Below are 26,002 nucleotides of genomic sequence, written 5' to 3' on the forward strand. Positions count from 1 at the left end.
ATTATTTACCTTGTTCTTCAGCAACCAATGAGTTGTCATAGATTTTGTAGAATGGTAAGTACATTAGAGTAGCAATGATAATTAGAACGACGCTAAGTACGGCTGCTCTCCAATCAAATCCTGTAGCCATGTAAGCACCGATTGGTCCAGGCAATGTCCATGGAGCAATTTGTGTTACTTGGTTTACAAATCCCCATTTTGTTGCGAACCATGCAATTGTACCAAGTACAAGTGGTGTTACGACAAATGGAATCATTAAAACAGGGTTCATAACAACAGGTGTACCGAACATTAATGGTTCGTTGATGTTGAATAAAGCAGGAACGAATACTGTTTTTCCTAATGATTTTGAGAATGCTGATTTACCAACAATAAGCATTGATAATGCAAGTCCGATTGTTGCTCCTGATCCACCGATGTAGATGAACCATTGGAAGAAAGGCTCAGCAGCAATAGCTGGTAATGCTTGCCCTGCTTCTAAAGCGATTTGGTTGTTTTCTAACAATACAACCCAGATTGGACGTGCGATGTTTCCGACGATTGATGCACCGTGGATACCAAATACCCAGAAGAATGAGTTCAAGAATGTTTGAATCATTACTGAAGCGTAGCTGTCAGCTGCTGAGATAAGTGGTGATACTAATTGAGCAATAAATGTATGCCAGTTAAAGCCTAACCAGTAAGTAATTGATCCGAAAAGGATTAATACGATTGTTGTTGGGAATAAAGCTTCAAATGAACGTGCAACTGATGGGGGCACTTGTTCTGGCATTGAAATTTTAATTCCTGAACGGTCTGTAAATCTGAAGATTTCAACTGCTAACATTGATGTAAGGATTGCTACGAACATTCCTCCACCACCAAGGTTTGCCATTGGTAATACCCAGCCAGCGATTCCAGCATTTAAAGTTGCAGGAACGTTTACAGGTGTGAAAGTTAGTAAGAATGCAAGTGTACCTAAGATACCACCTGACAATCCGTCTAAGTCATATGACTCAGCTAAGCTGAAGCCAATACCAAATGTTGCATATAATGCCATGATTCCCATTGATAAACGGTAAGGCAATACGATGTTTGCAGCATTTTCTTTCAAGAAAATTTGAATTCCCCAGTCTGCAGGGAAAGGTAAGTTTCCTCCAATAATTAAGAAGAACGAACCGACGATGATGATTGGCAATGTAGCAACCATTCCGTCACGAATTGCTCGCAAATGTCTCTGGTTTGCAAGTTTCGTCATTGGACCACCAAGTTTTTGGTCCATGAAATTTGTTAAAGCTTCCATATTCTCTCCTCTCGATACATGCATGTATCAACAGTATTAGTTTACTCATTTATGTAAGCGATGTCAACGATATTTCACTCATTCACACATTCGGATGAAATATTATTACCCATAAGCCATTTCTTGTCATTTTTAATCGGAAATAATCAACTCGAGTAAAGAAAAAGCTATCCGAAGATAGCTTTTGAATCGAATATTAAACGAATTCGATGATTGCCATTGGAGCAGCATCACCACGACGCATTTCAGTTTTGATTACGCGTGTGTATCCACCTTGACGATCAGCATATTTTGGTCCGATTTCATCAAAGAGTTTTTGTAAAGCTGTTTGGCCTGTTTTCTCGTCTGCTACAACGTTAAATACGATACGAGCTGCTTGACGACGTGCGTGAAGATCACCACGTTTTGCAAGTGTTACGAGTTTGTCAGCTACTGAACGAAGTTCTTTAGCTTTCATTTCTGTTGTTTCAATACGTCCTGAGACGATTAAACTTGTTGAAAGGTTACGAAGTAACGCTTTACGATGAGCGGCGTCACGACCTAATTTACGGTTTCTCATTCTATATCCTCCTATTCAAATGATTTAAAGCCTAGTCCAAGATCATGGAGTTTGTCTTTAACTTCTTTTAATGACTTTTTACCCAGGTTACGGATACGCATCATTTCATCCTCTGATTTGAGTGTTAACTCTTCAACAGTTTGGATTCCTGCACGTTTGAGGCAGTTATATGAACGTACTGATAGATCGAGATCTTCGATCATCATTGTGGACATAGGGTTTTCTACACCTGATACATCAGGGCGAATTACTGACTCACTTTCGTAAACTGAATCTTTGATTGCTACGATTTGTTCCAAGTGATCCATTAAGATTTTTGAACCTAATGAAAGTGCAACCTGAGGTTGTACTGCTCCATTTGTCCAAATTTCCATAATTAAACGATCATACTTTGAATCTTGACCAACGCGTGTTGGCTCGACAAGATATTTAACTCTTTCGATTGGAGTATAAATAGAATCTGTGAAAATCGTGCCAATCCCTTGGGATGCGTTTTGATAGATTAGTTTGTTCTCATCGGAACTAACATAACCACGACCATTACGAGCTTTCAGTTCCATTTCTAAAACAGCACCTTCAGCTAATGTAGCGATAATGTGATCTTTATTCAAGATTTCCACATTTGTTGGGCATTCAATGTCAGCTGCGGTTACAACCTTTGGACCTTTTTGTGATATACGAAGTGTATATACTTCATCATCTGCAATATTAATTACAAGGTCTTTTACATTTAAAACAATACCAGTTACATCTTCTCCGACTCCAGCAATTGATGTGAACTCATGGTAAACACCTTCAATTTTAATTGAATAAACTGCTGCGCCTGGTAGTGATGAAAGAAGTACGCGTCTTAAGGCATTTCCGATTGTATTTCCGAACCCTCTTTCGAGAGGCTCGATTACAAACTTACCGTAATTTGCTGTTTCATCGAATTCTTTAACTTCAAATTTCGCACGTTCAAACTTGTTCATCTATGAATACCTCCTGGTTTTTTTACTAGTTTAAAAATTTTATCCACGTGGACGTTTTGGTGGACGGCATCCGTTATGTGGAACTGGAGTAACGTCGTTAATTACGCTAATCTCAAGACCAGCAACTTGTAATGCACGAACTGCTGACTCACGTCCAGGACCAGGTCCTTTAACACTTACTTCTACAGTTTTCATTCCATGATCAACTGCCGCTCTTGCTGCTGCTTCTGAAGCCATTTGAGCTGCATATGGTGTTGACTTACGTGAACCCTTAAATCCAAGAGCCCCAGCACTTGACCAAGCGAGAACATTTCCTTGTTCATCCGAAATTGTAACGATTGTGTTGTTAAATGTCGAATGGATATGTGCAACTCCGCGAGCTATATTCTTGCGGACACGGCGTTTACGTGTAACTTTTTGCTTTGCCATTATGATTTCCTCCTACTTAATTATTTTTTCTTGTTCGCAACTGTACGACGAGGTCCTTTACGTGTACGTGCATTTGTTTTTGTACGTTGTCCACGAACTGGTAATCCACGACGGTGGCGGATTCCACGGAAGCTTCCGATTTCCATGAGACGTTTGATGTTAAGGTTTACTTCACGACGAAGATCCCCTTCAACTTTGATTTGTTCTACTTCACGACGAATTGCGTTAACTTGATCTTCAGTTAGATCTTTAACACGGATGTTCTCATCAATGTTTGTTTTCGCTAAGATTTCTTGTGATGTTGGTAAACCAACTCCGTAGATATATGTTAATGAGACAACTACACGTTTGTTACGTGGAATGTCAATTCCTGCTATACGAGCCATTAATATGACGTCCTCCTATCCTTGTCTTTGTTTGTGTTTTGGATTTTCACAAATTATCATTACTCTACCATTGCGTCGAATAACTCTACATTTTTCACACATTGGTTTTACAGATGGTCTTACTTTCATAGTATATCCTCCTAAAACTATCTATTTATGTCTAAATGTAATGCGCCCACGTGATAAATCGTAAGGCGAAATCTCAACAGTCACGCGGTCTCCCGGTAAAATGCGAATGTAGTGCATACGGATTTTACCAGATACGTGAGCTAAAATTTCATGACCATTACTGAGTTCCACCTTAAACATTGCACCTGGCAATGTATCAAGTACTACTCCATCTACTTCAATTACGTTTTCTTTGCTCATGAGTGTTTATATGCCTCCTTTGTTCGAGTGAGAATTTCAAATTCATTCTCTAGAATTAGTACAGTATGTTCAAAATGAGCCGTCAATGATCGATCTGCGGAAACCACATTCCAACCATCTTCAAGCACTTCTGTTTTACTTGTACCAACTTGAACCATTGGTTCAATAGCGATAACCATATTTTTTCTAAGTAATGCACCTTTTCCAGGTACCCCTACATTAGGGACATAAGGAGCTTCATGCATTGATGTTCCTAAGCCATGTCCTGAATATTCAACAGGTAAACCATAACCATGTGGTGTAACAACGCCCATAACTGCATGACCGATATCACCAACACGATTTCCCGCAATTGCAGCTTCAATACCTGCAAAAAGAGATGCTTCCGAAACTTCCAATAGATGTTTGGCTTCATCACTAATTTGTCCGACTGGATATGTCCACGCATGATCACTATAGTATCCTTTGTAAACAGCTCCAACGTCAATCGTAATGATATCTCCATCTTTGAGAATTACATCCGAACTAGGGATTCCATGAACTAATACTTCGTTCACTGAAGCACATATGGATCCGGTAAATCCTTCGTAACCAAGAAACGCTGGTGTTGCACCCTGACTTATTATATACGTGTGTGCTAAATCGTCAAGATGTTTTGTCGAAACGCCTGGCTTAATAGCCTGACGAACAACCTCTTGTGCTTCGAAAGCGATACGACCTGCTTCACGCATTAAGTCTAATTCACGTTCAGACTTGGTTGTAATCATTTAACCGCCTCCAAAATGTTTCTAATTTCATTCATAACTGCTTCAGCATCTTGAGATGCATCAATGTCACGAACTAAGCCTTTTTCTCTGAAATACTCGATTGAAGGCTCTGTTTGTTTTGTATATTCTTCAAAGCGTACTGCTAGTTTCTCTTCTGTATCATCTGATCGTTGATACAGTTCTCCACCATCAATGTCGCATACATTTTCGACTTTAGATGGTTTGTAGTGAATATTGTATATTGCACCACATGTTTTGCAGAGACGACGTCCTGTAATTCGTTTTACAAGTGTATCGTAATTAACTTGTAGATTGATAACGAGATCGATTGGTTTTCCAATTTCACGAGCCATTTCTTCTACAGCGTTTGCTTGATGTAAGTTACGTGGATAACCATCTAAGAGATATCCATTTACTGTATCATCTTGCATAATACGCTCTTTAACCATACGATCAGTAACATCATCAGGTACTAAGTTACCATTATCCAAGTATGTTTTTGCTTCTAAACCTACAGGTGTTCCGTTCGCAATTGCAGAACGGAACATATCACCTGTAGAGATATGAGCAATGCCAAACTCTTCAACGATTTTCGCTGACATTGTTCCTTTACCGCTACCAGCAGGACCCATAATTAATAAATTCATAGTTCCTCCTATCGGCTGAATAAACCTTTATATGAACGTTCAGTTAAACGTCCTTTTAATTCTTTAACAGTTTCAAGTGCTACCCCAACAACGATGATGATACCAGTTCCACCAATAGCTGTTGATGCAGGAATTCTGCCGTCAGTAATCATTGGTAAGATATGTGGTAATACAGCGATAAATGTTAAGAATAATGCACCTAGCACAGTAATTCGATTTAATATTGTACTGATGTAATTCTTAGTATCTTTCCCTGGGCGAACCCCTGGAATGTAAGAATTATTTTTCGCAAAGTCTTCTGAGATTTTCTCAGGATCAACTTGCAAGTGAGTGTAGAAGAATGTGAATGCGATTGTAAGTACAGCATAAATTGCAAGACCCACTGGGTGAGATGTTACAAAGTATGTTGACAAGAATTGATAGACACTTCCTTGATTTACCCAACTTAATGCGATAATCGGTGCTTGCATGATTGCTCCTGCAAAGATAACCGGAATAACACTCGCTGAGTTAATCATTAATGGTAAGTGGTTCATTCCTTTTCCACGCATCGTTCCGCCAGCACTCGAAGTGTATTGGATTGATATTTTACGAACGGCACCGCTCATAAAAGTTACCAAGATGATAATTGCAATAAATGATATAACGTAAAGTGTAAACCATAACCATCCTAAGCTTCCACCATTTGTAACCATTGCGTTAAACGCACTTACAAATGAATTTGGCATTGCAGATACAATACCAGCAAAGATAATTAATGAAGTACCATTACCAACACCTTTAGTAGTGATTTGATCAGCTATCCAAAGTAAGAACATAGTTCCCGCTGTCATGACTGTTCCCATGAAGAAATAGTCGGCAGGAGTTGTACTCAATAAGATTCCATATTGAGAATTAAATACGTATAAAATACCAATTGCTTGCACATATGCCAATACCACACCTAAATAACGCGTAATACGATCAAGTTGTTGTTTTCCACTTTGACCGGATTTTGTTAATTCAGTGAGATAAGGTATAACGTCCATTGCTAATAATTGAACGATAATTGATGCTGTGATGTATGGTCCCACTCCAAGCGAGAAAATTGATAACGACTGAAGTAGTCCACCACCAAGAATATTCATCATTCCAACTAAGTTGTTAGACTCTAATGCAGATACCATCCCTGAAAGCTTAACGCTATCAACGTTAGGAACAGGTACAACTGTTCCTAAACGATAAAGTAATAGCATCGCAAGTGTGAAAATGATTCTTATTCTGATTTCTTTGTTTTTGAATAAATCAGTGATAAATCTCATTAGATCACCTCTGCTTTTCCACCCATTTTTTCGATAATTTCAACTGCTGATTTTGAGAAGACATTAGCTTTAACAACTAATTTTTTCTCTAATTCACCTTGGCCTAAGATTTTTACGCCATCAAGTGTTTTGTTGATAATACGTTTTTCTAATAACATTTCAATTGTAACTTCTGTACCATCTTCAAATACGTTTAATGATGATACGTTAACAATTGCGTGCTCTACACGGTTAACGTTTTTAAATCCACGTTTTGGAATACGTTTGAATAATGGTGTTTGTCCACCTTCGAACCCTAAAGCAACTCCACCGCCACTACGTGCGTTTTGTCCTTTGTGTCCTTTACCCGCTGTTTTTCCATTTCCTGATCCGTGTCCACGACCGATACGTTTACGATCTTGGCGTGCACCTTCATTGTATTTTAATTCATGTAGTTTCATAAAGGTCCCCTTCCTATCGTACGTCTTGGACTTTAATTTCGCGTAATTTCGCTACTTCGTCTACAGTTGTCATTGATTCTAAAGCATCAAATGTTGCACGAACCATGTTGATTGGTGTGCGTGATCCGATACATTTTGTAAGAACGTCAGTAACTCCTGCTAACTCCATAACGTCACGGATTGCTCCACCAGCGATAACACCAGTACCTTCGATAGCTGGACGTACAAAGACTTCTCCTGCTCCGAATTTACCTGTGTTTGTATGTGGTAAACTTCCGTTTACAAGTTTAACATTGATTAAGTTTTTCTTAGCTGCTTCAACACCCTTACGGATTGCATCTGGAACTTCGTTTGCTTTACCTGTTCCAAATCCTACGCGGCCTTTTTTATCACCAACTACGACTAGAGCTGCAAAGCGGAAACGACGACCACCTTTAACAACCTTAGTAACACGATTGATGACAACAACACGTTCTTCGAATTCTTGTTCGCGTGCTTCTCTTCTAGGTTTACGATTCATCATGCGCCTCCTTATTAAAATTCTAGTCCGGCTTCACGAGCTGCTTCTGCAACTGCCTGAACACGTCCATGATAGATGTATCCACCACGGTCAAATACTACAGTAGTAATGCCTTTGTCTTTAGCAAGTTTTGCAACTTCTGCACCGACTTTTTTAGCTGCTTCGATGTTTCCACCGTTTTCAAGTTTAAGAGCTACTGATCCTGTAGCAACAAGAGTTGTCTTAGCTACATCGTCAATAATTTGTACCGCAATGTGTGTATTTGAACGATACACGCTAAGACGTGGGCGTTCTTGCGTTCCACTGACTTTACGACGAACGCGTGCATGACGACGAACACGTTCCTGATTTCTAGATAATTTTTTTGCCATAATTCAATTTCTCCTTTCCCACTATTTCTTAGCTGCAGTTTTACCCTCTTTACGACGGATAACTTCATTTTTGTATTTAATACCTTTACCGAGGTAAGGTTCTGGTTTACGAGTTGCGCGAACGTTTGCTGCGAATTCTCCTACCATTTGTTTGTCAATTCCACTAACAACGATTGATGTTGCTGATGGTACTTCAACTTCTAGTCCTTCTGTTACATCGAACTCGATTGGATGTGAGTATCCAACATTCAAGACTAATGTATTCCCTGACTTAGATGCACGATACCCGATACCAACAAGGTCAAGTTCTTTTTTAAAGCCTTCGTGAACACCTTCGATCATGTTGTTTAACAATGAACGTGTAGTTCCGTGAATCTGTTTTACTAATTTTGTATCATTCGGACGAATAACGTTGATTTCGCCTTCAGCGATTTCGATTGTGTAAAGTTCATTGAACTGACGTGTTAAAGTTCCTTTAGGACCTTTAACTGTCACCTCATTACCAGCCTTTACTTCGACTTCAACGCCAGCCGGAATGGTAATCGTTTTATTTCCGATACGTGACATAGTGTGTCTCCTCTCTTACCAAACGTAAGCTAACACTTCTCCACCAACATGTTTTTGGCGAGCTTGTTTATCTGTTAGCAATCCGTCTGATGTTGTGATGATTGCGATTCCGAGTCCATTAAGAACACGTGGCACTTCATTCACTTTTGCATAAACGCGTTTTCCAGGTTTTGAGATACGTTTTAATCCGCTGATTACTCGTTCTCCATTTGCACCATATTTTAGTACAACTGTGATTGATTGTTTGTATCCCTCACCATTAATGAGGAAGTCACGAATAAAACCTTCTTCTTTTAAAATTCTTACGATTTCTACTTTTTCTTTACTTGCAGGAATTTCAACAATATCGTGTTTCGCTTGAACAGCGTTACGAATACGTGTTAATAAATCCGCAATTGGATCTGTTACATACATGAAAAGTTCCTCCTTGCTACCAGCTAGCCTTACGTACGCCCGGAATTTGCCCTTTATGAGCTAATTCACGGAAACGAATACGTGACATACCATATTTACGTAAATATCCACGAGGACGGCCATCGACTTTATCGCGATTATGTAAACGAACTGGTGAAGCATCACGTGGTAATTTTTGTAACCCGATGTAATCACCTTCAGCTTTTAATGCTGCACGTTTTTCGGCATAGCGAGCAACAACTTCTTGACGTTGCATTTCACGAGCAATCTTTGATTTTTTAGCCATTAGTTACCCTCCTTCTTAAAAGGCATTCCTAACTCTTTTAATAGAGCGTATCCTTCTTCATCTGTTTGAGCTGTGGTAACAATAGTGATATCCATACCACGAACTTTATTAATTTTATCATAATCAATTTCTGGGAAGATTAATTGTTCTTTAACACCCATTGTGTAGTTTCCACGTCCATCGAATGATCCACCGTTAATTCCACGGAAGTCACGTACACGAGGGAGTGCAACTTTGATTAATTTTTCTAAGAAATCATGCATTTTTTCGCCACGTAAAGTAACTTTAACACCGATTGGCATTCCTTCACGCAACTTAAAGTTAGCGATTGATTTTTTAGCTTTTGTAACTACAGGTTTTTGTCCTGTAATCATTTCCATGTCAGCAACTGCGTCGTCGATTGCTTTCGCATTATTGATTGCTTCTCCGACACCCATGTTGACAACGATTTTTTCAAGTTTTGGAACTTGCATTACTGAAGTATAGTTAAATTGTTTAACTAAAGTTCCAACTACTTCTGTTTTGTATTGTTCTTTTAATTTCATCTAGCTATACCTCCTTATTTAACTACGCTGCCTGATTTTTTGTAGACGCGTACTTTCTTACCTTTTTCTTCTTTGAATCCTACACGGCTAGCTGCTTTAGCTTTAGCATCGTATAGCATTACGTTTGAAACATGAATCCATGCTTCTTGTTCAATGATTCCACCATCTGGATTCATTTGAGTTGGTTTCATATGTTTCTTAACTAAGTTAACACCTTCGATTTTGACTTTGTCAGTTTTAGGACTTGCTTCAATGACATCGCCGATGGTTCCTTTATATGATCCAGTGATAACTTGAACTTTATCGCCACGTTTGATTTTCATAAAAGCCTCCTTATAACACTTCAGGAGCTAATGAGACGATCTTCATGAAGTTTTTTTCACGAAGCTCACGAGCTACTGGTCCAAAGATACGTGTTCCTTTTGGTGTCATATCATCTTTTAAGATAACAACTGCGTTGTCATCAAATTTGATGTATGAACCATTTCCACGACGAACACCGTATTTTGTGCGCACGACAACTGCTTTAACAACGTCACCTTTTTTAACACTTCCACCTGGGATTGCTTCTTTAACTGTACCAACAACGATATCACCGATGTTTGATGTACGGCGGAAGCTTCCACCTAGTGAACGGATAACTAAGATTTCTTTTGCACCAGTGTTGTCTGCAACTTTACATCTTGATTCATTTTGTATCATCTTGACAACCTCCTACAATACAACAGCTTTTTCGAGTAAACGAATTACACGGAAATGTTTTGTAGCTGATAATGGACGTGTTTCCATAATTTCTACGATATCTCCGACTTTAATTTCATTTTTCTCGTCATGAGCTTTGAATTTTTTTGAATAGTTTACACGTTTTCCATAGAGTGGATGACGTTTTGATGTTTTAACTTCAACGACTACCGTTTTGTCCATTGCATCAGATACAACAGTACCACGGTAAACTTTACGTTTATTTCTTTCCATCGCTTTGTGACCTCCTACTTATTGTCACTAAGCTGACGCTCAGTGATTACTGTTTTGATGCGTGCAATCGTTTTACGGATTTCACGTAAACGAGCAGGGTTCTCAAGTTGACCAATAGCTTGTTGGAAACGTAAGTCAAATAATTCTTCTTTTAATGTGTCGATTTGAACTAATAAATCTGTATTATTAGCTTCACGGATTTCTTTCAATGATGTCATACTTGTTCCTCCTCTCCCTTACGGACGAATCGAGTTTTAACTGCTAACTTGTGTGATGCAAGACGGAACGCTTCACGCGCAACTTCTTCTGGTACACCAGCAACTTCGAACATTACTCGACCTGGTTTAACTACTGCTACCCATCCTTCAGGTGCCCCTTTACCGGAACCCATTCGGACTTCAAGTGGTTTTCTTGTAATTGCTAAGTGAGGGAAAATTTTGATCCAAACTTTTCCGCCACGTTTCATATAACGTGTCATTGCAATACGAGCAGCTTCGATTTGTCTGTTGCTTACGTAGTTTCCTGATTCAGCAACTAAACCATATTCTCCAAAAGCAACTGTACGTCCTGCTTTTGAACGTCCTTCGTATGAAAGACGGTGTGGTTTTCTATATTTAGTACGTTTAGGCATCAACATAACTAATTACCTCCTTGCTCGTCTTTTGATGCTGCTTGAGCATCGTTGCGTTGTGGACGGTTATTTGGGCGACGGTCGTTACGGTCATTGCGACGACGACGTGGTCGATCAAATTTTCCACCTTTTGGTGCTTCTGGTTCTTGTACTAATTGTCCTGGCAATACTTCACCACGGCAGATCCAAACTTTAACACCTAAGATACCGAATTGTGTATTTGCTTCATAGTGAGCATAGTCGATATCAGCACGTAATGTATGAAGTGGTACGATTCCTTCTGAGTATCCCTCAGTACGAGCCATATCAGCTCCACCTAAACGTCCGGAAACAGCAGTTTTAATTCCTTTTGCTCCTGAACGCATTGTACGTTGGATTGTACGTTTTTGTGCAGTTCTGAATGAAGCACGTTGTTCCAATTGCTCAGCAATGTTACGAGCAACAAGATGTGCATCTAAATCAGGATTTCCAACTTCTAATACTTTAACATTTACTGTGTTTCCTTCTGAAATCTTAGCGATTGCAGCTTTTGTTTTTTCAATGTTTGCTCCGTTAACACCGATTACAACACCTGGGCGGGCTGTACGGATGATAACATCAACGCGGTTTTTTGAACGTTCGATTTCTACGCGTGAAACGTATGCATCTTTAAGATTTTTAAAGATGTATTCACGGATAAGTGTGTCTTCGTGGAGAAGGTCTGCGAAATTATTTTCTGCATACCAACGTGATTCCCAATCACGAATAACACCAACGCGCATACCGATCGGATTTACTTTTTGTCCCATTGTGTTTCCTCCCTTACACGCGTTCCGAAACCACGATAGTAATGTGGCTTGTACGCTTCATAATTGGCGCTGCATTCCCCTTGGCACGAGGTCTGAAACGTTTCATTGTCATTCCTTCGTCAGCATAGCATGCTGAGATGAATAATTTATCTTCTTCTAATTGATGATTGTTTGTAGCGTTAGCAACTGCTGACTTTAAAACTTTCTCAATGATTTTTGATGCGTTATTTGGTGAGTATTTTAGAATTGCTGCTGCATGATCAACATCAAGACCGCGAATTTCGTCTAATACTAAACGCGCTTTACGTGATGTAACACGTACTGTTTTTGCTACTGCTTTAACTTCCATTATTTACGACCCGCCTTTTTATCTGCTGCGTGACCTGTATAACGACGTGTTGGAACAAATTCACCTAATTTGTGTCCTACCATGTCTTCTGATACAAACACTGGAACGTGTTCTTTACCATTGTGCACCGCAAACGTATGTTCTACGAATTGAGGGAAAATAGTTGAACGACGTGACCATGTTTTGATAACTTCTTTTTTACCTGATTCATTTAGTTTTTCTACTTTATTCATCAAGTGTAAATCACAAAATGGACCTTTTTTTAAACTACGACTCATTTCTCTTTCCTTCCTTTCGTTTATTTCTCATTACGACGACGAACGATTAGTTTTGTCGAAGATTTCTTAGTGCGACGAGTTTTAACACCCATAGCTTTTTTACCCCATGGAGTCATTGGTGATTTACGTCCAATTGGTGTACGTCCTTCACCACCACCGTGTGGGTGATCAACCGGGTTCATTACAGAACCACGAACTGTTGGGCGAATACCCATGTGACGGCTACGTCCAGCTTTACCAATGTTTACAAGTGAGTGCTCTGAGTTTCCAACTTCACCGATTGTTGCACGGCATGTTGATAAAATCTTACGTACTTCACCTGAAGCAAGTTGAACTGTAACATATTTGTCTTCAACACCAAGAACTTGTGCTGATGTTCCAGCTGAACGCACTAATTGTGCTCCACGTCCTGGTTTTAATTCGATATTGTGAACTGTAGTACCTTCTGGCATTTGTCCAAGTTCTTTAGCGTTACCAACAATGATGTCAGCTTCTGATCCACTAACAACTTTGTCACCAACTTTTAGCCCTTTAGGAGCTAAGATATAACGTTTTTCACCATCAGCATAATTTAATAAAGCAATGTTTGCTGAACGGTTTGGATCGTATTCGATTGTTGCAACAGTTGCAGGAATTGCATCTTTGTTACGTTTGAAATCGATAATACGGTACTGACGTTTGTGTCCTCCACCAATATGACGAGTTGTGATACGACCTAAGTTGTTACGACCACCAGTCTTGATTAATGGAGCTACTAATGAACGCTCAGGGTTGTTTCCTTTAGTTAATGTTTCATTAGCTAAAGTAGTCATCCCGCGACGTCCAGGAGTAGTTGGCTTATATTTTTTGATTGCCATTTTAATAATTCCTCCTACGCAAATTGTCCGGAAATAGCGTTATTCTTCCGATAAGTGTTATTGTTCTTCTTATTAAAGAACGTCGATGTTAGAACCTTCAGCAAGTTTAACAATAGCTTTACGTACTGATTTTGTAGTTCCTTCGTATTTACCTACGCGTTTTGTGCGAGGTTTTTGGTTGATCATATTTACTGATTCAACTTTTACATTGAAGATTTCTTCAATTGCTTGACGAACTTCAATTTTGTTTGAGCCTTTAGCAACTTCAAATGTAACTTTGTTATCATTTTGTTGCATCATTACTGTTTTTTCAGTGATGATTGGGCGCAAGATAATATCTCTAGGGTTACGTTTCATTATGCTAGTACCTCTCCAGCTACTTCCGCAGCTTTTGCTGTGAATACTAAAGTATCAGCGTTAACGATGTCATATGTGTTCAAGTCTTGAACAGTTAATAACATTGTGTTTGGTAAGTTACGCATTGATAAGTAAGCGTTAATCACATCTTCTTCGTCTGCGACGATGAATAATGTTTTACGGTTAAGTTCTAATGTACTCATAACTTTTGCAAATTCTTTTGTTTTCACGTTTTCGAATGTTAAGTCAGCAACAACTTTCATTGTTGAATCAATAACGTGTTGTGATAATGCTGAACGAACAGCTAAACGACGAACCTTACGGTTGAGGTTGTATTTGTAACTTCTTGGTTTCGGTCCAAATACAATTCCACCACCACGCCATTGAGGAGAACGGATTGACCCTTGACGAGCACGTCCTGTTCCTTTTTGACGCCATGGTTTACGTCCACCACCGCGAACTTCTGTACGGTTTTTTGTTGAGTGAGTTCCTTGACGAACTGATGCACGTTGCATGACAACAGCTTCAAAGATTGTTTGGTTATTTGGTTCAATTCCAAATACTGCTTCGCTTAATTCAATTGCGCTAACAGTTTTACCTTCTAAGTTTAGAACATCTAGCTTAGGCATTGTTTGAATCCTCCTTAGCGTAGTCAACTAGTTCAACTGGATCTTTTGATTTCACGCGTTTTACTGTTGATTTAATTTCAACAAATCCACGACGTGGTCCAGGAATGTTTCCTTTAATTAAGATGTAGTTGTTTTCTTCATCAATTTTGACAATTTCAAGGTGTTGGTTTGTTGTAGTAAATCCACCATGTTGTCCTGGCATTACTCCACCTTTTTTGATTGTTGGGATAATACCTTGTGATGCTAATGAACCGATTCCACGGTGGTATCCTGAACCGTGAGCTTTAGGTCCAGTTTTTTGGTTTCCACGGACGATTGCCCCGTTGTAACCTTTTCCACGTGATGTTCCCGAGACATCAACAAATTCCCCAGCAGCAAATACTCCTGCTGTTAATACTGCTCCTACCTCGTGTTCCATCATTTCTGATCCACGAATTTCGCGAACGAATTTCTTTGGAGCTGTGTTTGCTTTAGCAGCGTGAGCAATCTCAGATTTGTTTGCACGTTGTTCTTTCACATCGGCAACACCTAATTGAACTGCTTCATAGTTATCTGATTCCATTGTTTTCTTTTGAAGAACAACGTTTGGTAATACTTCAACTACGCTAACAGGAATTAGAGTTCCATCTGCTGTAAAGACTTGAGTCATTCCTAATTTACGTCCTAATAATCCTTTCATGATTTCTCCCTTCTACTAAAGTTTTATCTCGATATCGACACCACTTGGGAGATCAAGACGACTTAATGCGTCGATTGTCTCTGCTGTAGGTCCAACAATTTCAATCAATCTCTTATGAGTTCTTGATTCAAATTGTTCACGAGAATCCTTGTTTACGTGTACCGATCGTAAAACTGTTACGACTTGTTTTTCAGTTGGTAATGGTACTGGTCCAACTACTTTCTTTGCACCGTGATCGTTTGCTGCTTGAACAATTTTTTGTGCCGCACTATCAATTGTACGGTGTTCATAAGCTTTTAGACGAATACGAATAAAATTCTTTGCCATGGAAATCCTCCTTCTTCCGCCTATTAAATAGGCCTGCTCCATGCGAATTCCCCGACTTCTCACTGACCATGACAACGCTCTTCAGTGTGCCGGCAACCTCGCACTTCTATGCAGTCGCTTAAGTATTATACACTAAATACATATAGAATCAAGGGATTTTGTAATATTTATTCGACTTTTTTTACATTCCTCAAAATCAATCAAAATGCGCAGTATTCAGAGGGTATTTTAAGAAAAAAGAGCTTGAGTAAATCAAGCTCCTTTGTATCGTTCATCAATTTCGCACAACTCAGCAAATGTATCAATTTCAACAATATCTTCGAGTGTAACTTTGCGCAAATATATCTTGTATTTTTCGCGATTATAACGCAATGCAACTTCATCCCAATATAATTGCTTTCCATTTTCAGATTCAAATGCACGTTTGAGGTCTTCAGATAACGTTTTTGCATCATCTTGATTCCAATAAGATATTCCTACCATCTGATTTGTATTCGTTCCAGTAATACCAATGTCAACAATTAGGTCACCTTCAGTTTCAAGGATCCAGTCATCGCTTTCCGCCATAGGAATTCCCATATACATACTTCTGTACTCGTACTTGCGAATTATTTTAGAATTATACAAAAGCAAATCCGATTCAAGTACAAGTGCATTATCCAATATATCACGGATCAAATACGCACTTGAAATGTTATTGGCTTTATTATAACCATCATTATCAATGAAACGAATTTGCGGGTACTTAACACGTAATGCCTCAAAGGAATCTTTTAGATACCCCCGAACAATTACGACTTCTTCAATTCCCGCATCTATCACTGCGTCAATAAGACGATCAATTAAACGATTGCCATTGACTTGGATTAACGGTTTCGGTGTGCTCAACGTCACCGGCACCAACCTTGACCCAAATCCAGCAGCCAAGAAAATCGCACGTTTTACTCGGTATGGTTCGAGTGCCTCAATTCCTTTTTGAGTTATTTGCACCATCTCTTCATTCACAAGAAGTCCCATTAACAGTAATTCGTTGAAAGTTTTCTCCACAAAATAAGGATTTTCTTTTACGGTCGTATACGCTACTGCACCATCGTGAACTGAACATAATATTTCAAACTGATTCAAATCGATCATTCTAAACCTCCGCCTCTTTTTCATGTTTCTTCACTAACGACACCGCTACTTTCGCAATCACATTTACAAGTAGAATTAAAATAGAAATAAATGCTGTTGATTCAATCATTGATTGAGAGTCTAGCTGTGGTATCAAAAGTGATAAAGGTTGGTTTCGCATATTCGCTAGGAACGAAACCGCAGATATCGTAATCATAGCATTAATAAAGAAGTAGAGAAACATCTCCAAAACCGTTTCTTTCGTACTTGGGATATAAACATCAAACAGTAGACGCATTTTCGATATACCCAAAGTATTAGCAGTATCTTCCAAATTTTGATTAAACTTCTGTAGTGAATTATACGCCATTAAGTACGGTGATGCAAAGAAATGGATGATATTGACAAGCACAAGAATTGCTATCGTACCATAGATAATGGAACCATTAAAAAGCATAACATAACTCAGACCTAAGACGACACCAGGTATGGCAAGTGTCGTTAGTGAAATAAAATGAATCGCTAGTGCGCTTAGTTTCTTATCACTTCGAGCAGTAATATATGCCGTTAAATAGGTTATGACAACTCCAATTAGTCCTGTGAACAACGCCACAGCCAATGAGTTTAGCAAATACATTCCCACTCCTATATCAAATGCTTTTTCGATATTGACCAATGAGAACGTTAAATCAACCGGATATTTTGTAACTAGTGACAATATTAAGAAGCTTATCAGTGGTGTAACAATCACAATCCCCAAGACCGTGCAAAAGAGAATTGCAATGCGATCTCTTTTCTTGTTTTTTTCGACTATATATTCTTTCGTTATTGTGGAAGCACTCGTCGTTTTCTCACTCTTTAAATCAATAATAAAAGCAATGATTGCTGGTATTAGCAAGAACGCTCCAATTACCGCCCCTTTCGAGAAATTTAAAAGTCCAATTACTTCACGATACATGTACGTCGACAATGTCATCGTTTTGCCTCCAACTGCGAGTGGAACACCATAATCTGTAAAAATCATTGTAAAGACTGCGAAGAAAGCTGCAATTAACGGAACTTTCAAATTCGGTAGTGTTATTGTCACAAACTGTTGTCGTTTTGAGAGGCCCAGAACTGTCGCGGCTTCATAAACTGTATAGTCCTCATATTTATAGATATCTGTTAACATCAAAAATGCAACAGGAAATGAATAGAGTATGGATCCCAAGATGATTCCCGGATATCCATATAATCCAATATTAATACCAAGCAAATTAGTAATAATACCATTATCACCTAGCAGCAACACAAGTCCAGTACCGTGTGAAATAGATGGAATCAACATCGGTAGCGTAAATAATACTGCGAATGCACTCTTATATTTAATATTGGTTCGATTAATCGCCCAAGCACAGCATAATGCGATTAAAACGGATAGAATTGTAGCAATTGATGCTGTTATCAAAGAATTCATCATGTACTTCGGAAATTGCTCGCTACCAACGACCGCTGTAATATCCGTTAACGATACACTACTCACAAGTTTGAGTACGGGCAATATGACGGCAATAACCAAGACGACGCCAATAACAAGTATAGACGTTCTCATCGATCGTTTATTCATAGGTCGACTTACCTGTGGTTCGTTTCAAAGATTCCAACTTAGCGTCCAAGTGATCAACAACAAAACGTTTGATGTATGGATTTGCTGGATTATTATAGATTGCCTGCGGTGAATCAAGTTGTTCAATTTTTCCTTCTGACATGACCATTACGCGGTCAGATAAGAAAAAGGCTTCTTCTTGTTCATGCGTAATAAAAATCATCGTTACATTAAAAGTCTTTTGAATTTGCTTGAGTTCTTTTTTCATAATTTCTCGATTTGATACATCAAGAGCGGATATTGGCTCATCGAGAAGTAATATAGACGGATTAAGCGCGAGGGTACGTGCAATCGCAACTCGTTGTTGTTGCCCTCCTGACAGTTTTCGTGGCTTTTTATCAATCTGATCAAGCATACCTATCATTTCCAATGTCTTTAGCGCAATTTCCTTAGATTTTTCTTTCGTTTCCTTGTTCAATTTCAATGCATACTCAACATTTTCTAATACCGTCATATTTGGGAACAGTGCATAGTTTTGGAATACAATTCCCATATTTCTTTCTGACGGGTGTTGCTTCGAGATATCGATCCCTTCATTCAATATAGCACCACTATTTGCGTGTTCCAATCCCATCAAGATACGAACAAGTGTTGTTTTTCCACACCCGGATGGTCCAAGAATACTCAAAAATTCTCCCTCATAGACATCGAAGTTTATATCGTTCAATACGACTTTCCCTTCATATTCTTTATGCAGGTTCGTCACCTTTAATTTAATTTTATTATCTAATATTTCCATTGTTCTAATAACCGGTCCTTTTCGTCGATGCTATGAATTCCTTCCATATTCGCATATGGAATATGCTCAGGGTACTTCTCAATTTTATTTACTTGATCTTTATAAACTTGCTCTGGCGAGTACAAATCTTTATCGATTATAAATGCTTCATTTATGATGTAAGTATAAACTTGCACAACATCTGGATCATTCTCACGTCCTTTTAACATAGAAGTGGCAGAAGTATTGTAAGGAGATCCTAATTCAGGAAAAACTAATTCAAACGGCATTCCTTTATTAATTTCATTTACTGCTTGGAACGTCATCCCCATTGCTATCGCAATCTCTCCTTGATTAAGAAGCTTTATTGGACCTGAACCAGACTCCGTAAATTGCTTAATGTTTGGATGGAGTGCATCAAAGTAGTCTAATGCTCCATCTACCCCAAACTCATTCACTAAACTTTTATAGAAAAAGTATCCTGTACCACTGGATTTAGGGTCTGGCATTGCAATCTTATCTTTATAGATCGGATTTAAAAGATCTTGATATGTCTTTGGTTGTGGAAGATCATATTTTTTCAATACATCTGTATTAATAATTAAGCTTCCTCCATAACGTTCCCAAATAACTGCTTGATTATAAAAAATGCTTGGATTAAATTCATCAATATAATTTATTGCACTTAAATGACTCATCGACGCCATTATATCGATTACTCGAGTCATGTAGCCAGTCTCTAATCCGACGATGATATCCGCATCCGTTTTCTCACCTTCCACAGAGAGTTTTGCTGCACTTTTACCTGTTGATGCGTATACAACCTTAACATGAAGGTCCGGAAATTCTTCATTAAGTTGTTCCTGTAGCGCTTCTCCTCGAAATTGTTCCATACTAGAATAAATAATAATTGTTGAGCTGTTTTGTTGTGACACAGCCCACAAACATATAAGTGCGAGCACTGTAACCGCAATAAAGAATTTTTTCATAAAATACCTCACTATCGTTTATTATACACTATTAAAACTGTGTTGTGTTCAATTTGAAGTATTTTTTTATTGTGTTGAACATAGTGTTTGTGTACAAACAAAAAAAGAGAACTCTTACGAGTTCCCTTAGATTGATTGACTAGTTTGTTGAGAAATTATTTGATAATTTCTGTAACGTTTCCAGCACCAACAGTACGTCCACCCTCACGGATTGAGAATGTTGTACCTTGCTCAACAGCGATTGGAGCGATTAATTCAACTTCCATTTCGATGTTGTCTCCAGGCATAACCATATCTGTTCCTTCTGGAAGTAAGATTGTACCTGTAACGTCTGTTGTACGGAAGTAGAATTGTGGACGGTATTTGTTAACAAATGGTGTATGACGTCCACCTTCTTCTTTGCTTAAGATATAAACTTGAGCTTTGAATTTTACGTGAGGTGTAACTGATCCTGGTTTAGCAAGAACTTGTCCACGCTCGATTTCTTCGCGGTTAACACCACGTAGAAGTGCTCCAACGTTATCTCCAGCCATAGCTGAGTCTAACATTTTGTGGAACATTTCGATTCCTGTAACAACAGTTTTAGCTGTTGGACGGATACCAACGATTTCAACTTCTTCGTTGATTTTGATTTCTCCACGGTCTACACGTCCTGTAGCAACTGTACCACGACCTGAGATTGTGAATACGTCTTCTACTGACATTAAGAATGGTTTGTCTGTATCACGAACTGGATCTGCAACGTATGAGTCAACAGCGTCCATTAATTCAACGATTCTTTCTTCCCATGCAGCATCGCCTTCAAGAGCTTTAAGAGCTGATCCACGGATAACTGGAGCGTTGTCTCCATCGTAACCTTGTTCTGAAAGTGCTTCACGTACTTCCATTTCAACTAAGTCGATTAACTCTTCGTCATCAACCATGTCGCATTTGTTCAAGAATACTACGAATGAAGGAACACCTAATTGTTTAGCTAAGAGGATGTGCTCACGTGTTTGTGGCATTGGTCCGTCTGTTGCTGAAACTACTAAGATAGCTCCGTCCATTTGAGCAGCACCTGTGATCATGTTTTTAACGTAGTCCGCGTGACCTGGGCAGTCAACGTGAGCATAGTGACGTGCTTCTGTTTCGTATTCTACGTGTGATGTAGAGATTGTGATTCCACGCTCTTTTTCTTCTGGCGCGTTATCGATTTGGTCATATCCACGAGCTTCTCCACCCATTTTTTTAGCTAATACAGTTGTAATAGCAGCTGTTAGAGTAGTTTTACCGTGGTCAACGTGTCCCAATGTACCAACGTTTACGTGTGGTTTGGAACGATCAAATTTTTGTTTTGACATTTGAATTGTCCTCCTGTTTTAAATTTAACTCATTGTTTTACAAATATATATTAAGACAAACAATGATGAAAAGCAATATTAATGTTTAACTAAGTGTTTTAAGTCTTATTTTTTCTTAGCTACTGTTTCAGCAATGCTCTTTGGAACAGCTTCATAGTGATCAAATTGCATTGATGAGTTACCACGACCTTGTGTAAATGAACGAAGATCTGTAGTATATCCTGACATTTCAGAAAGTGGTACGAATGCTTTAACGATAACAGCATTGTTACGTTCTTCTTGGTCACGGATTTGTCCACGGCGTGATGAGATATCTCCCATAACTGCACCGAGGTATTCAGCTGGAGCTGTAATTTCAACATCCATAACTGGTTCTAGTAATACAGGATCACAAAGTTTTGCAGCTTCACGTAATGCAAGGCTGGCAGCAACTTTATAAGCCATTTCTGAGGAGTCAACATCATGGGATGATCCATCGAATAAAGTAGCTTTAATATCGATTGCTGGATATCCATATGCTAAACCGCCATCAAGAGCAGCTTTTAATCCATCGTGTGCTGGTTTAATAAATTCACGAGGAACCGTTCCACCAACAACAGCGTCAACCCATTCAAATCCTTTTCCTGGGTTTGGTTCGAACTTAATCCAAACGTGTCCATATTGTCCACGTCCACCTGATTGACGAACAAATTTACCTTCAGCTTCAGCAGCTTTACGGATTGTTTCGCGGTAAGCAACTTGTGGTGCACCAACGTTAGCTTCAACTTTGAATTCACGTTTCATACGGTCAACGATGATATCTAAGTGAAGCTCACCCATACCAGCGATGATTGTTTGTCCTGTTTCTTCATCAGTGTAAGTTTTGAAAGTAGGATCCTCTTCAGCAAGTTTTGCAAGAGCAAGACCCATCTTATCTTGGTCACCTTTTGTTTTTGGTTCAACAGCAACGTTAATAACTGGCTCAGGGAAGATCATTGATTCAAGGATAATTTCGTGTTTTTCATCACAAAGAGTATCACCTGTACCTGTAACTTTTAAACCGATTGCAGCTGCAATTTCACCTGCGTAAACTGATTCGATTTCTTCACGGTGGTTGGCATGCATTTGCATGATACGTCCGAAACGTTCACGTTTTTGTTTTACTGAGTTATAAACTGGTGATCCTGATGTAGCAACACCTGAGTATACTCGGAAGTAAGTTAGACGACCTACGAATGGGTCTGTCGCAACTTTAAATGCTAACGCTGAGAATGGTGCTTCGTCACTTGCTTCACGAACAGCATCTTGGCCATTTGGTAATGTACCTGCAACAGCTGGGATGTCTAATGGTGAAGGTAAGTAATCGATAACTGCATCAAGCATTGCGATAACACCTTTGTTTTTATAAGCAGCTCCACAAAGAACTGGGAAGAATTCACCACTAATAACCGCTTTACGGATAGTAGCTTTGACTTGTTCAACAGTAGGTTCTACACCTTCAAGAATCATCATCATGAAATCTTCATCGAAATCAGAAATTTGATCAAATAGTTTCTCACGAGCTTCAGCTACTTGCGCTTTAAACTCTTCAGGAACATCAATGATGTCATCTGTTTTTTGTGAAACATCGGCAAACATGTGAGCTTTTTGCTCAACAATGTCGATAAGGCCATCGAAGTAATCTTCGACACCGATTGGTAATTGGATAGGTGCTGATTTAGCTCCTAAACGATCAACAATTGTTCCGGCTGCCATATAGAAGTCAGCACCTGTTGCATCCATTTTATTAACGAATACAATACGAGGAACGTTATATTTTGTAGCTTGACGCCAAACTGTTTCAGTTTGTGGCTCAACTCCTGATTTAGCATCAAGAACTGTAACCGCACCGTCAAGAACACGTAATGAACGCTCAACTTCAACTGTAAAGTCTACGTGGCCTGGTGTATCGATAATGTTGATACGGTGACCATTCCATGCAGCAGTTGTCGCAGCAGAAGTGATAGTGATACCACGTTCTTGTTCTTGCGCCATCCAGTCCATAGTTGCGGCACCATCGTGAGTTTCCCCAATTTTATGTGTTCGACCTGTATAGTAAAGAATACGCTCAGTTGTTGTAGTCTTACCAGCGTCAATATGGGCCATAATACCAATATTACGCATATTGTCTAATGTAAATTCACGTGACATAAGTTTTCAAATCTCCTTTCGCTATATTGTTTATTAGAAACGGTAATGTGCGAAAGCTTTGTTAGCTTCTGCCATTTTGTGTACGTCATCGCGTTTCTTAACGGATGCGCCTGTACCATTTGAAGCATCGATAATTTCAGCAGCTAAACGCTCTTCCATTGTCTTCTCTCCACGTGTACGTGAGTATTGAACGATCCAACGTAGTCCGAGTGTCAAACGACGCTCTTGTGTTACTTCAATTGGAACTTGGATGTTTGATCCACCAATACGACGAGCTTTAAGTTCTAACACTGGCAATACATTGTCAAGTGCTTGTTCAAAAACCTCCATTGGTTGACGTCCTGTTTTTTCTTCGATAATTGCAAACGCATTATATAGAATTGATTGAGCTAAACCTTTTTTACCATCAATCATGATTCTGTTAATTAAACGTGTTACTAATTTTGAATTGTAAATTGGATCAGCAACTACGTCGCGCTTTGGAACATGTCCTTTTCTTGGCATTTAATTCACTCCTCTCATTTTTGATGTATTATTCTGATGCTTTTGGTTTTTTAGTACCGTATAATGAACGGCTTTGACGGCGGTCTGTAACTCCAGCGCAGTCCAATGTTCCACGAACGATGTGGTAACGAACCCCAGGTAAGTCTTTAACACGACCTCCACGGATTAAAACGACACTATGTTCCTGTAAATTGTGACCAATTCCAGGGATGTAAGCCGTAACTTCCATACCATTACTCAAACGAACACGCGCATATTTACGTAAAGCTGAGTTAGGTTTCTTAGGTGTCATTGTACCAACACGTGTACATACTCCACGTTTTTGTGGGCTGTTTACTTGAGTTGTTTGACGTTTAATCGTATTCAAACTACGACCTAGTGCCGGTGATTTTGATTTGTATACACGACTTGTTCGGCCATGTGTAATCAATTGATTAATTGTAGGCATTAATTGTCTCCTTCCTGACTATTGCACACAGTACCAAGTGTGCCGTGGGCTCCATATTAATTAGGTCTCTTCGCAGAAACCCTAGATTAATCATAAGCCTTTACATTCTATCATATAGCGATTCATTGTCAATAGGTTTTCCACACTTTTCCCACGCAATTATTGCATGGAGTACGTGACGCTATCTCAACGTACTCCACCCACTCTCAATGTGTTTATTTTTCGACAGATTGAGGAAGTTCCCTTTTTTCAAATTTTTTGAAGAATTGGATTTTCCCTTCATCGTGAAGCGTCTTAAGAATCGTTACAAGGATTGGTAAGCCAAATAGACCAATAATCCCAGCAAGTCTCATCCCTACAAAAATACATATTAACGTTACCAACGGATGTAATCCAATTTGATCCCCAACCACTTTCGGTTCCAAAATATTACGAATCACCGTGATAACGACATAAATAACGAAAAGACCAATAGCGCGTTCGAAATTTCCCATAACGAGTTCGATGATTGTCCACGGGATCATAACCGTTCCAGTACCAAGTACAGGTAGAATATCAACAATTGAAATCATAAAAGCTAAGCCAACTGGATTTCCAACCCCAATGAGGGCAAACCCAATCGATAATTCAATAAATGTGAGTGTCATTAATTTGGCATAGGCTTTCATATATTTCCCTACAGTATCAAAGAATCCGCCTTTGACGTCATACATAAACTGGACCCACCGTTGTGGCAAGTATGCCAGCACTGTATCCACCACATTCTTATAGTCTAATGTGAAGAAGAATGAAGAGATAATTGCAATTAGAATCGAGATGAATAAATTTGGCAAACTACTGACGAATCGGGTCAAGAATGAAATTGCACTAGTAGATACAGTTCCAGCCAACTGTTGAATCTGTTTCGAAATTGCATTAGTAACTTCTGACAAATTGCTCAGTATATCTGGATTAATGTGTTCAAATAATGACTCAACATAATTGAATATCGAAGTCAACGCTGGAATTAGAGTTGATTCCACATATGTAGGTGCATGTTTCACAACACCTTGAATTCCCGAAATTGCTGCGAGTGTTAATCCGAAAATTACAATCCCCACTACTATATAGAAAACAACGATGACTCCAATTCGAAGGTATTTGTTCTCGCCAAACATTTTTACAAGCTTTTGAATTATTGGTTTTAAGAGTGACGCAATCACAAATCCAACAATAAACGGGGTTAAATACTTTACCGAAAACTTAAAGACTAAAAATGCGAGCCCCGCAATTAGTGTATAAAAGACAAAATTTATGATAAACCGCTTCTTTTCTTCTAATGTCATAAGTACCCTTCCTTAACGAATTCCTCT

39 protein-coding genes are annotated in these 26,002 nt (G+C 38.9%); all 39 read right to left on the reverse strand.

The window, feature by feature from the left end; translation table 11 throughout:
* Nucleotide 1: 1 nt before the first annotated feature.
* Complete coding sequence (locus GVV20_RS00885; RefSeq protein WP_159635251.1) at nucleotides 2-1,282, reverse strand: PTS sugar transporter subunit IIC; 1,281 nt, start codon at nucleotides 1,280-1,282, stop codon at nucleotides 2-4.
* Between the two features lie 196 nt (nucleotides 1,283-1,478).
* Nucleotides 1,479-1,841, reverse strand: coding sequence for a 50S ribosomal protein L17 (gene rplQ / locus GVV20_RS00890; RefSeq protein ID WP_159635254.1), 363 nt, complete (start codon nucleotides 1,839-1,841; stop codon nucleotides 1,479-1,481).
* A gap of 11 nt (nucleotides 1,842-1,852) precedes the next feature.
* Nucleotides 1,853-2,812 carry a DNA-directed RNA polymerase subunit alpha gene (locus GVV20_RS00895; protein ID WP_159635257.1) on the reverse strand — a complete coding sequence of 320 codons (960 nt, stop codon included), beginning with the start codon at nucleotides 2,810-2,812 and terminating at the stop codon, nucleotides 1,853-1,855.
* A 39-nt stretch (nucleotides 2,813-2,851) separates the two neighbouring features.
* Entirely contained in the window at nucleotides 2,852-3,241 is a 390-nt protein-coding gene (rpsK, locus tag GVV20_RS00900) for a 30S ribosomal protein S11 (RefSeq protein ID WP_159635260.1), read from the reverse strand.
* A gap of 20 nt (nucleotides 3,242-3,261) precedes the next feature.
* On the reverse strand, nucleotides 3,262-3,627 hold the full coding sequence (gene rpsM / locus GVV20_RS00905; RefSeq protein WP_159635263.1) for a 30S ribosomal protein S13: 366 nt from the start codon (nucleotides 3,625-3,627) through the stop codon (nucleotides 3,262-3,264).
* A 15-nt stretch (nucleotides 3,628-3,642) separates the two neighbouring features.
* Nucleotides 3,643-3,756 (reverse strand): 50S ribosomal protein L36, encoded by a 114-nt coding sequence (gene rpmJ / locus GVV20_RS00910; protein ID WP_016357297.1) that lies wholly within the window; start codon nucleotides 3,754-3,756, stop codon nucleotides 3,643-3,645.
* Nucleotides 3,757-3,777: 21 nt separating this feature from the next.
* A complete protein-coding gene (gene infA, locus GVV20_RS00915) occupies nucleotides 3,778-3,996 on the reverse strand; it encodes a translation initiation factor IF-1 (protein ID WP_003775226.1) in 219 nt (72 codons plus the stop codon).
* Nucleotides 3,993-4,763 (reverse strand): type I methionyl aminopeptidase, encoded by a 771-nt coding sequence (gene map / locus GVV20_RS00920; RefSeq protein WP_159741135.1) that lies wholly within the window; start codon nucleotides 4,761-4,763, stop codon nucleotides 3,993-3,995. Before map ends, infA begins: the two co-directional genes overlap by 4 nt.
* Nucleotides 4,760-5,410 (reverse strand): adenylate kinase, encoded by a 651-nt coding sequence (locus tag GVV20_RS00925; RefSeq protein WP_159649859.1) that lies wholly within the window; start codon nucleotides 5,408-5,410, stop codon nucleotides 4,760-4,762. Before GVV20_RS00925 ends, map begins: the two co-directional genes overlap by 4 nt.
* Nucleotides 5,411-5,418: 8 nt before the next feature.
* Nucleotides 5,419-6,711, reverse strand: a complete 1,293-nt coding sequence (secY, locus tag GVV20_RS00930) for a preprotein translocase subunit SecY (protein WP_159635272.1) — start codon at nucleotides 6,709-6,711, stop codon at nucleotides 5,419-5,421.
* Nucleotides 6,711-7,151, reverse strand: coding sequence for a 50S ribosomal protein L15 (gene rplO, locus GVV20_RS00935; RefSeq protein ID WP_159635275.1), 441 nt, complete (start codon nucleotides 7,149-7,151; stop codon nucleotides 6,711-6,713). The genes secY and rplO overlap by 1 nt, the downstream gene beginning before the upstream one ends.
* A 13-nt stretch (nucleotides 7,152-7,164) precedes the next feature.
* Nucleotides 7,165-7,671 (reverse strand): 30S ribosomal protein S5, encoded by a 507-nt coding sequence (gene rpsE, locus GVV20_RS00940; RefSeq protein ID WP_159635278.1) that lies wholly within the window; start codon nucleotides 7,669-7,671, stop codon nucleotides 7,165-7,167.
* Between the two features lie 14 nt (nucleotides 7,672-7,685).
* Nucleotides 7,686-8,042, reverse strand: a complete 357-nt coding sequence (rplR, locus tag GVV20_RS00945) for a 50S ribosomal protein L18 (RefSeq protein WP_159635281.1) — start codon at nucleotides 8,040-8,042, stop codon at nucleotides 7,686-7,688.
* A 21-nt stretch (nucleotides 8,043-8,063) separates the two neighbouring features.
* Nucleotides 8,064-8,609, reverse strand: a complete 546-nt coding sequence (rplF, locus tag GVV20_RS00950; RefSeq protein ID WP_159635284.1) for a 50S ribosomal protein L6 — start codon at nucleotides 8,607-8,609, stop codon at nucleotides 8,064-8,066.
* Between the two features lie 15 nt (nucleotides 8,610-8,624).
* A complete protein-coding gene (rpsH, locus tag GVV20_RS00955; protein ID WP_159635287.1) occupies nucleotides 8,625-9,023 on the reverse strand; it encodes a 30S ribosomal protein S8 in 399 nt (132 codons plus the stop codon).
* Between the two features lie 16 nt (nucleotides 9,024-9,039).
* Nucleotides 9,040-9,309: a 30S ribosomal protein S14 gene (gene rpsN, locus GVV20_RS00960; RefSeq protein ID WP_159635290.1), complete on the reverse strand. Its 270-nt coding sequence runs from the start codon at nucleotides 9,307-9,309 to the stop codon at nucleotides 9,040-9,042.
* Nucleotides 9,309-9,854, reverse strand: coding sequence for a 50S ribosomal protein L5 (gene rplE / locus GVV20_RS00965; protein WP_159741136.1), 546 nt, complete (start codon nucleotides 9,852-9,854; stop codon nucleotides 9,309-9,311). Before rplE ends, rpsN begins: the two co-directional genes overlap by 1 nt.
* A gap of 14 nt (nucleotides 9,855-9,868) precedes the next feature.
* The gene (gene rplX / locus GVV20_RS00970; RefSeq protein ID WP_159635296.1) at nucleotides 9,869-10,177 is read right to left on the reverse strand and encodes a 50S ribosomal protein L24; all 309 of its coding nucleotides are present in this window, start codon (nucleotides 10,175-10,177) and stop codon (nucleotides 9,869-9,871) included.
* 10 nt (nucleotides 10,178-10,187) lie between these two features.
* Nucleotides 10,188-10,556, reverse strand: a complete 369-nt coding sequence (rplN, locus tag GVV20_RS00975) for a 50S ribosomal protein L14 (protein WP_159635299.1) — start codon at nucleotides 10,554-10,556, stop codon at nucleotides 10,188-10,190.
* A 12-nt stretch (nucleotides 10,557-10,568) separates the two neighbouring features.
* On the reverse strand, nucleotides 10,569-10,829 hold the full coding sequence (rpsQ, locus tag GVV20_RS00980; RefSeq protein WP_159635302.1) for a 30S ribosomal protein S17: 261 nt from the start codon (nucleotides 10,827-10,829) through the stop codon (nucleotides 10,569-10,571).
* A gap of 14 nt (nucleotides 10,830-10,843) precedes the next feature.
* Nucleotides 10,844-11,047 (reverse strand): 50S ribosomal protein L29, encoded by a 204-nt coding sequence (gene rpmC / locus GVV20_RS00985; RefSeq protein ID WP_159635305.1) that lies wholly within the window; start codon nucleotides 11,045-11,047, stop codon nucleotides 10,844-10,846.
* Nucleotides 11,044-11,466: a 50S ribosomal protein L16 gene (gene rplP, locus GVV20_RS00990; RefSeq protein ID WP_159635308.1), complete on the reverse strand. Its 423-nt coding sequence runs from the start codon at nucleotides 11,464-11,466 to the stop codon at nucleotides 11,044-11,046. The genes rpmC and rplP overlap by 4 nt, the downstream gene beginning before the upstream one ends.
* Nucleotides 11,467-11,468: 2 nt before the next feature.
* Nucleotides 11,469-12,248, reverse strand: a complete 780-nt coding sequence (gene rpsC, locus GVV20_RS00995; protein ID WP_159635311.1) for a 30S ribosomal protein S3 — start codon at nucleotides 12,246-12,248, stop codon at nucleotides 11,469-11,471.
* 13 nt (nucleotides 12,249-12,261) lie between these two features.
* The gene (rplV, locus tag GVV20_RS01000; protein ID WP_159741137.1) at nucleotides 12,262-12,597 is read right to left on the reverse strand and encodes a 50S ribosomal protein L22; all 336 of its coding nucleotides are present in this window, start codon (nucleotides 12,595-12,597) and stop codon (nucleotides 12,262-12,264) included.
* Nucleotides 12,597-12,875 (reverse strand): 30S ribosomal protein S19, encoded by a 279-nt coding sequence (gene rpsS, locus GVV20_RS01005; RefSeq protein WP_159635317.1) that lies wholly within the window; start codon nucleotides 12,873-12,875, stop codon nucleotides 12,597-12,599. Before rpsS ends, rplV begins: the two co-directional genes overlap by 1 nt.
* Before the next feature lie 20 nt (nucleotides 12,876-12,895).
* Nucleotides 12,896-13,732 (reverse strand): 50S ribosomal protein L2, encoded by an 837-nt coding sequence (gene rplB / locus GVV20_RS01010; RefSeq protein WP_159635320.1) that lies wholly within the window; start codon nucleotides 13,730-13,732, stop codon nucleotides 12,896-12,898.
* A gap of 72 nt (nucleotides 13,733-13,804) precedes the next feature.
* Nucleotides 13,805-14,089 (reverse strand): 50S ribosomal protein L23, encoded by a 285-nt coding sequence (gene rplW, locus GVV20_RS01015; RefSeq protein WP_159635323.1) that lies wholly within the window; start codon nucleotides 14,087-14,089, stop codon nucleotides 13,805-13,807.
* Nucleotides 14,089-14,718: a 50S ribosomal protein L4 gene (rplD, locus tag GVV20_RS01020; RefSeq protein WP_159635326.1), complete on the reverse strand. Its 630-nt coding sequence runs from the start codon at nucleotides 14,716-14,718 to the stop codon at nucleotides 14,089-14,091. Before rplD ends, rplW begins: the two co-directional genes overlap by 1 nt.
* Nucleotides 14,711-15,397 carry a 50S ribosomal protein L3 gene (gene rplC, locus GVV20_RS01025; RefSeq protein ID WP_159635329.1) on the reverse strand — a complete coding sequence of 229 codons (687 nt, stop codon included), beginning with the start codon at nucleotides 15,395-15,397 and terminating at the stop codon, nucleotides 14,711-14,713. The genes rplD and rplC overlap by 8 nt, the downstream gene beginning before the upstream one ends.
* Before the next feature lie 15 nt (nucleotides 15,398-15,412).
* Entirely contained in the window at nucleotides 15,413-15,724 is a 312-nt protein-coding gene (gene rpsJ / locus GVV20_RS01030; protein WP_159635332.1) for a 30S ribosomal protein S10, read from the reverse strand.
* A gap of 252 nt (nucleotides 15,725-15,976) precedes the next feature.
* A complete protein-coding gene (locus GVV20_RS01035) occupies nucleotides 15,977-16,858 on the reverse strand; it encodes a sugar phosphate nucleotidyltransferase (RefSeq protein WP_159741610.1) in 882 nt (293 codons plus the stop codon).
* Between the two features lies 1 nt (nucleotide 16,859).
* On the reverse strand, nucleotides 16,860-18,443 hold the full coding sequence (locus GVV20_RS01040) for an ABC transporter permease subunit (RefSeq protein WP_159741611.1): 1,584 nt from the start codon (nucleotides 18,441-18,443) through the stop codon (nucleotides 16,860-16,862).
* On the reverse strand, nucleotides 18,436-19,221 hold the full coding sequence (locus GVV20_RS01045) for an ABC transporter ATP-binding protein (protein WP_159641133.1): 786 nt from the start codon (nucleotides 19,219-19,221) through the stop codon (nucleotides 18,436-18,438). Before GVV20_RS01045 ends, GVV20_RS01040 begins: the two co-directional genes overlap by 8 nt.
* Nucleotides 19,209-20,189 carry an extracellular solute-binding protein gene (locus tag GVV20_RS01050; protein ID WP_159741612.1) on the reverse strand — a complete coding sequence of 327 codons (981 nt, stop codon included), beginning with the start codon at nucleotides 20,187-20,189 and terminating at the stop codon, nucleotides 19,209-19,211. Before GVV20_RS01050 ends, GVV20_RS01045 begins: the two co-directional genes overlap by 13 nt.
* 155 nt (nucleotides 20,190-20,344) lie before the next feature.
* Entirely contained in the window at nucleotides 20,345-21,529 is a 1,185-nt protein-coding gene (gene tuf / locus GVV20_RS01055) for an elongation factor Tu (RefSeq protein ID WP_159635347.1), read from the reverse strand.
* A 105-nt stretch (nucleotides 21,530-21,634) separates the two neighbouring features.
* Nucleotides 21,635-23,698, reverse strand: a complete 2,064-nt coding sequence (fusA, locus tag GVV20_RS01060; RefSeq protein ID WP_159812684.1) for an elongation factor G — start codon at nucleotides 23,696-23,698, stop codon at nucleotides 21,635-21,637.
* Nucleotides 23,699-23,731: 33 nt separating this feature from the next.
* Complete coding sequence (rpsG, locus tag GVV20_RS01065; protein ID WP_159635353.1) at nucleotides 23,732-24,202, reverse strand: 30S ribosomal protein S7; 471 nt, start codon at nucleotides 24,200-24,202, stop codon at nucleotides 23,732-23,734.
* A gap of 28 nt (nucleotides 24,203-24,230) precedes the next feature.
* Nucleotides 24,231-24,650 (reverse strand): 30S ribosomal protein S12, encoded by a 420-nt coding sequence (rpsL, locus tag GVV20_RS01070; protein ID WP_159641142.1) that lies wholly within the window; start codon nucleotides 24,648-24,650, stop codon nucleotides 24,231-24,233.
* A 215-nt stretch (nucleotides 24,651-24,865) separates the two neighbouring features.
* Nucleotides 24,866-25,975, reverse strand: a complete 1,110-nt coding sequence (gene ytvI, locus GVV20_RS01075; protein WP_159741116.1) for a sporulation integral membrane protein YtvI — start codon at nucleotides 25,973-25,975, stop codon at nucleotides 24,866-24,868.
* Nucleotides 25,976-26,002: the final 27 nt, after the last annotated feature.

This window comes from Erysipelothrix aquatica (assembly GCF_009828775.2).
In the GTDB taxonomy this organism is placed as follows: Bacteria; Bacillota_I; Bacilli_A; order Erysipelotrichales; family Erysipelotrichaceae; genus Erysipelothrix; species Erysipelothrix aquatica.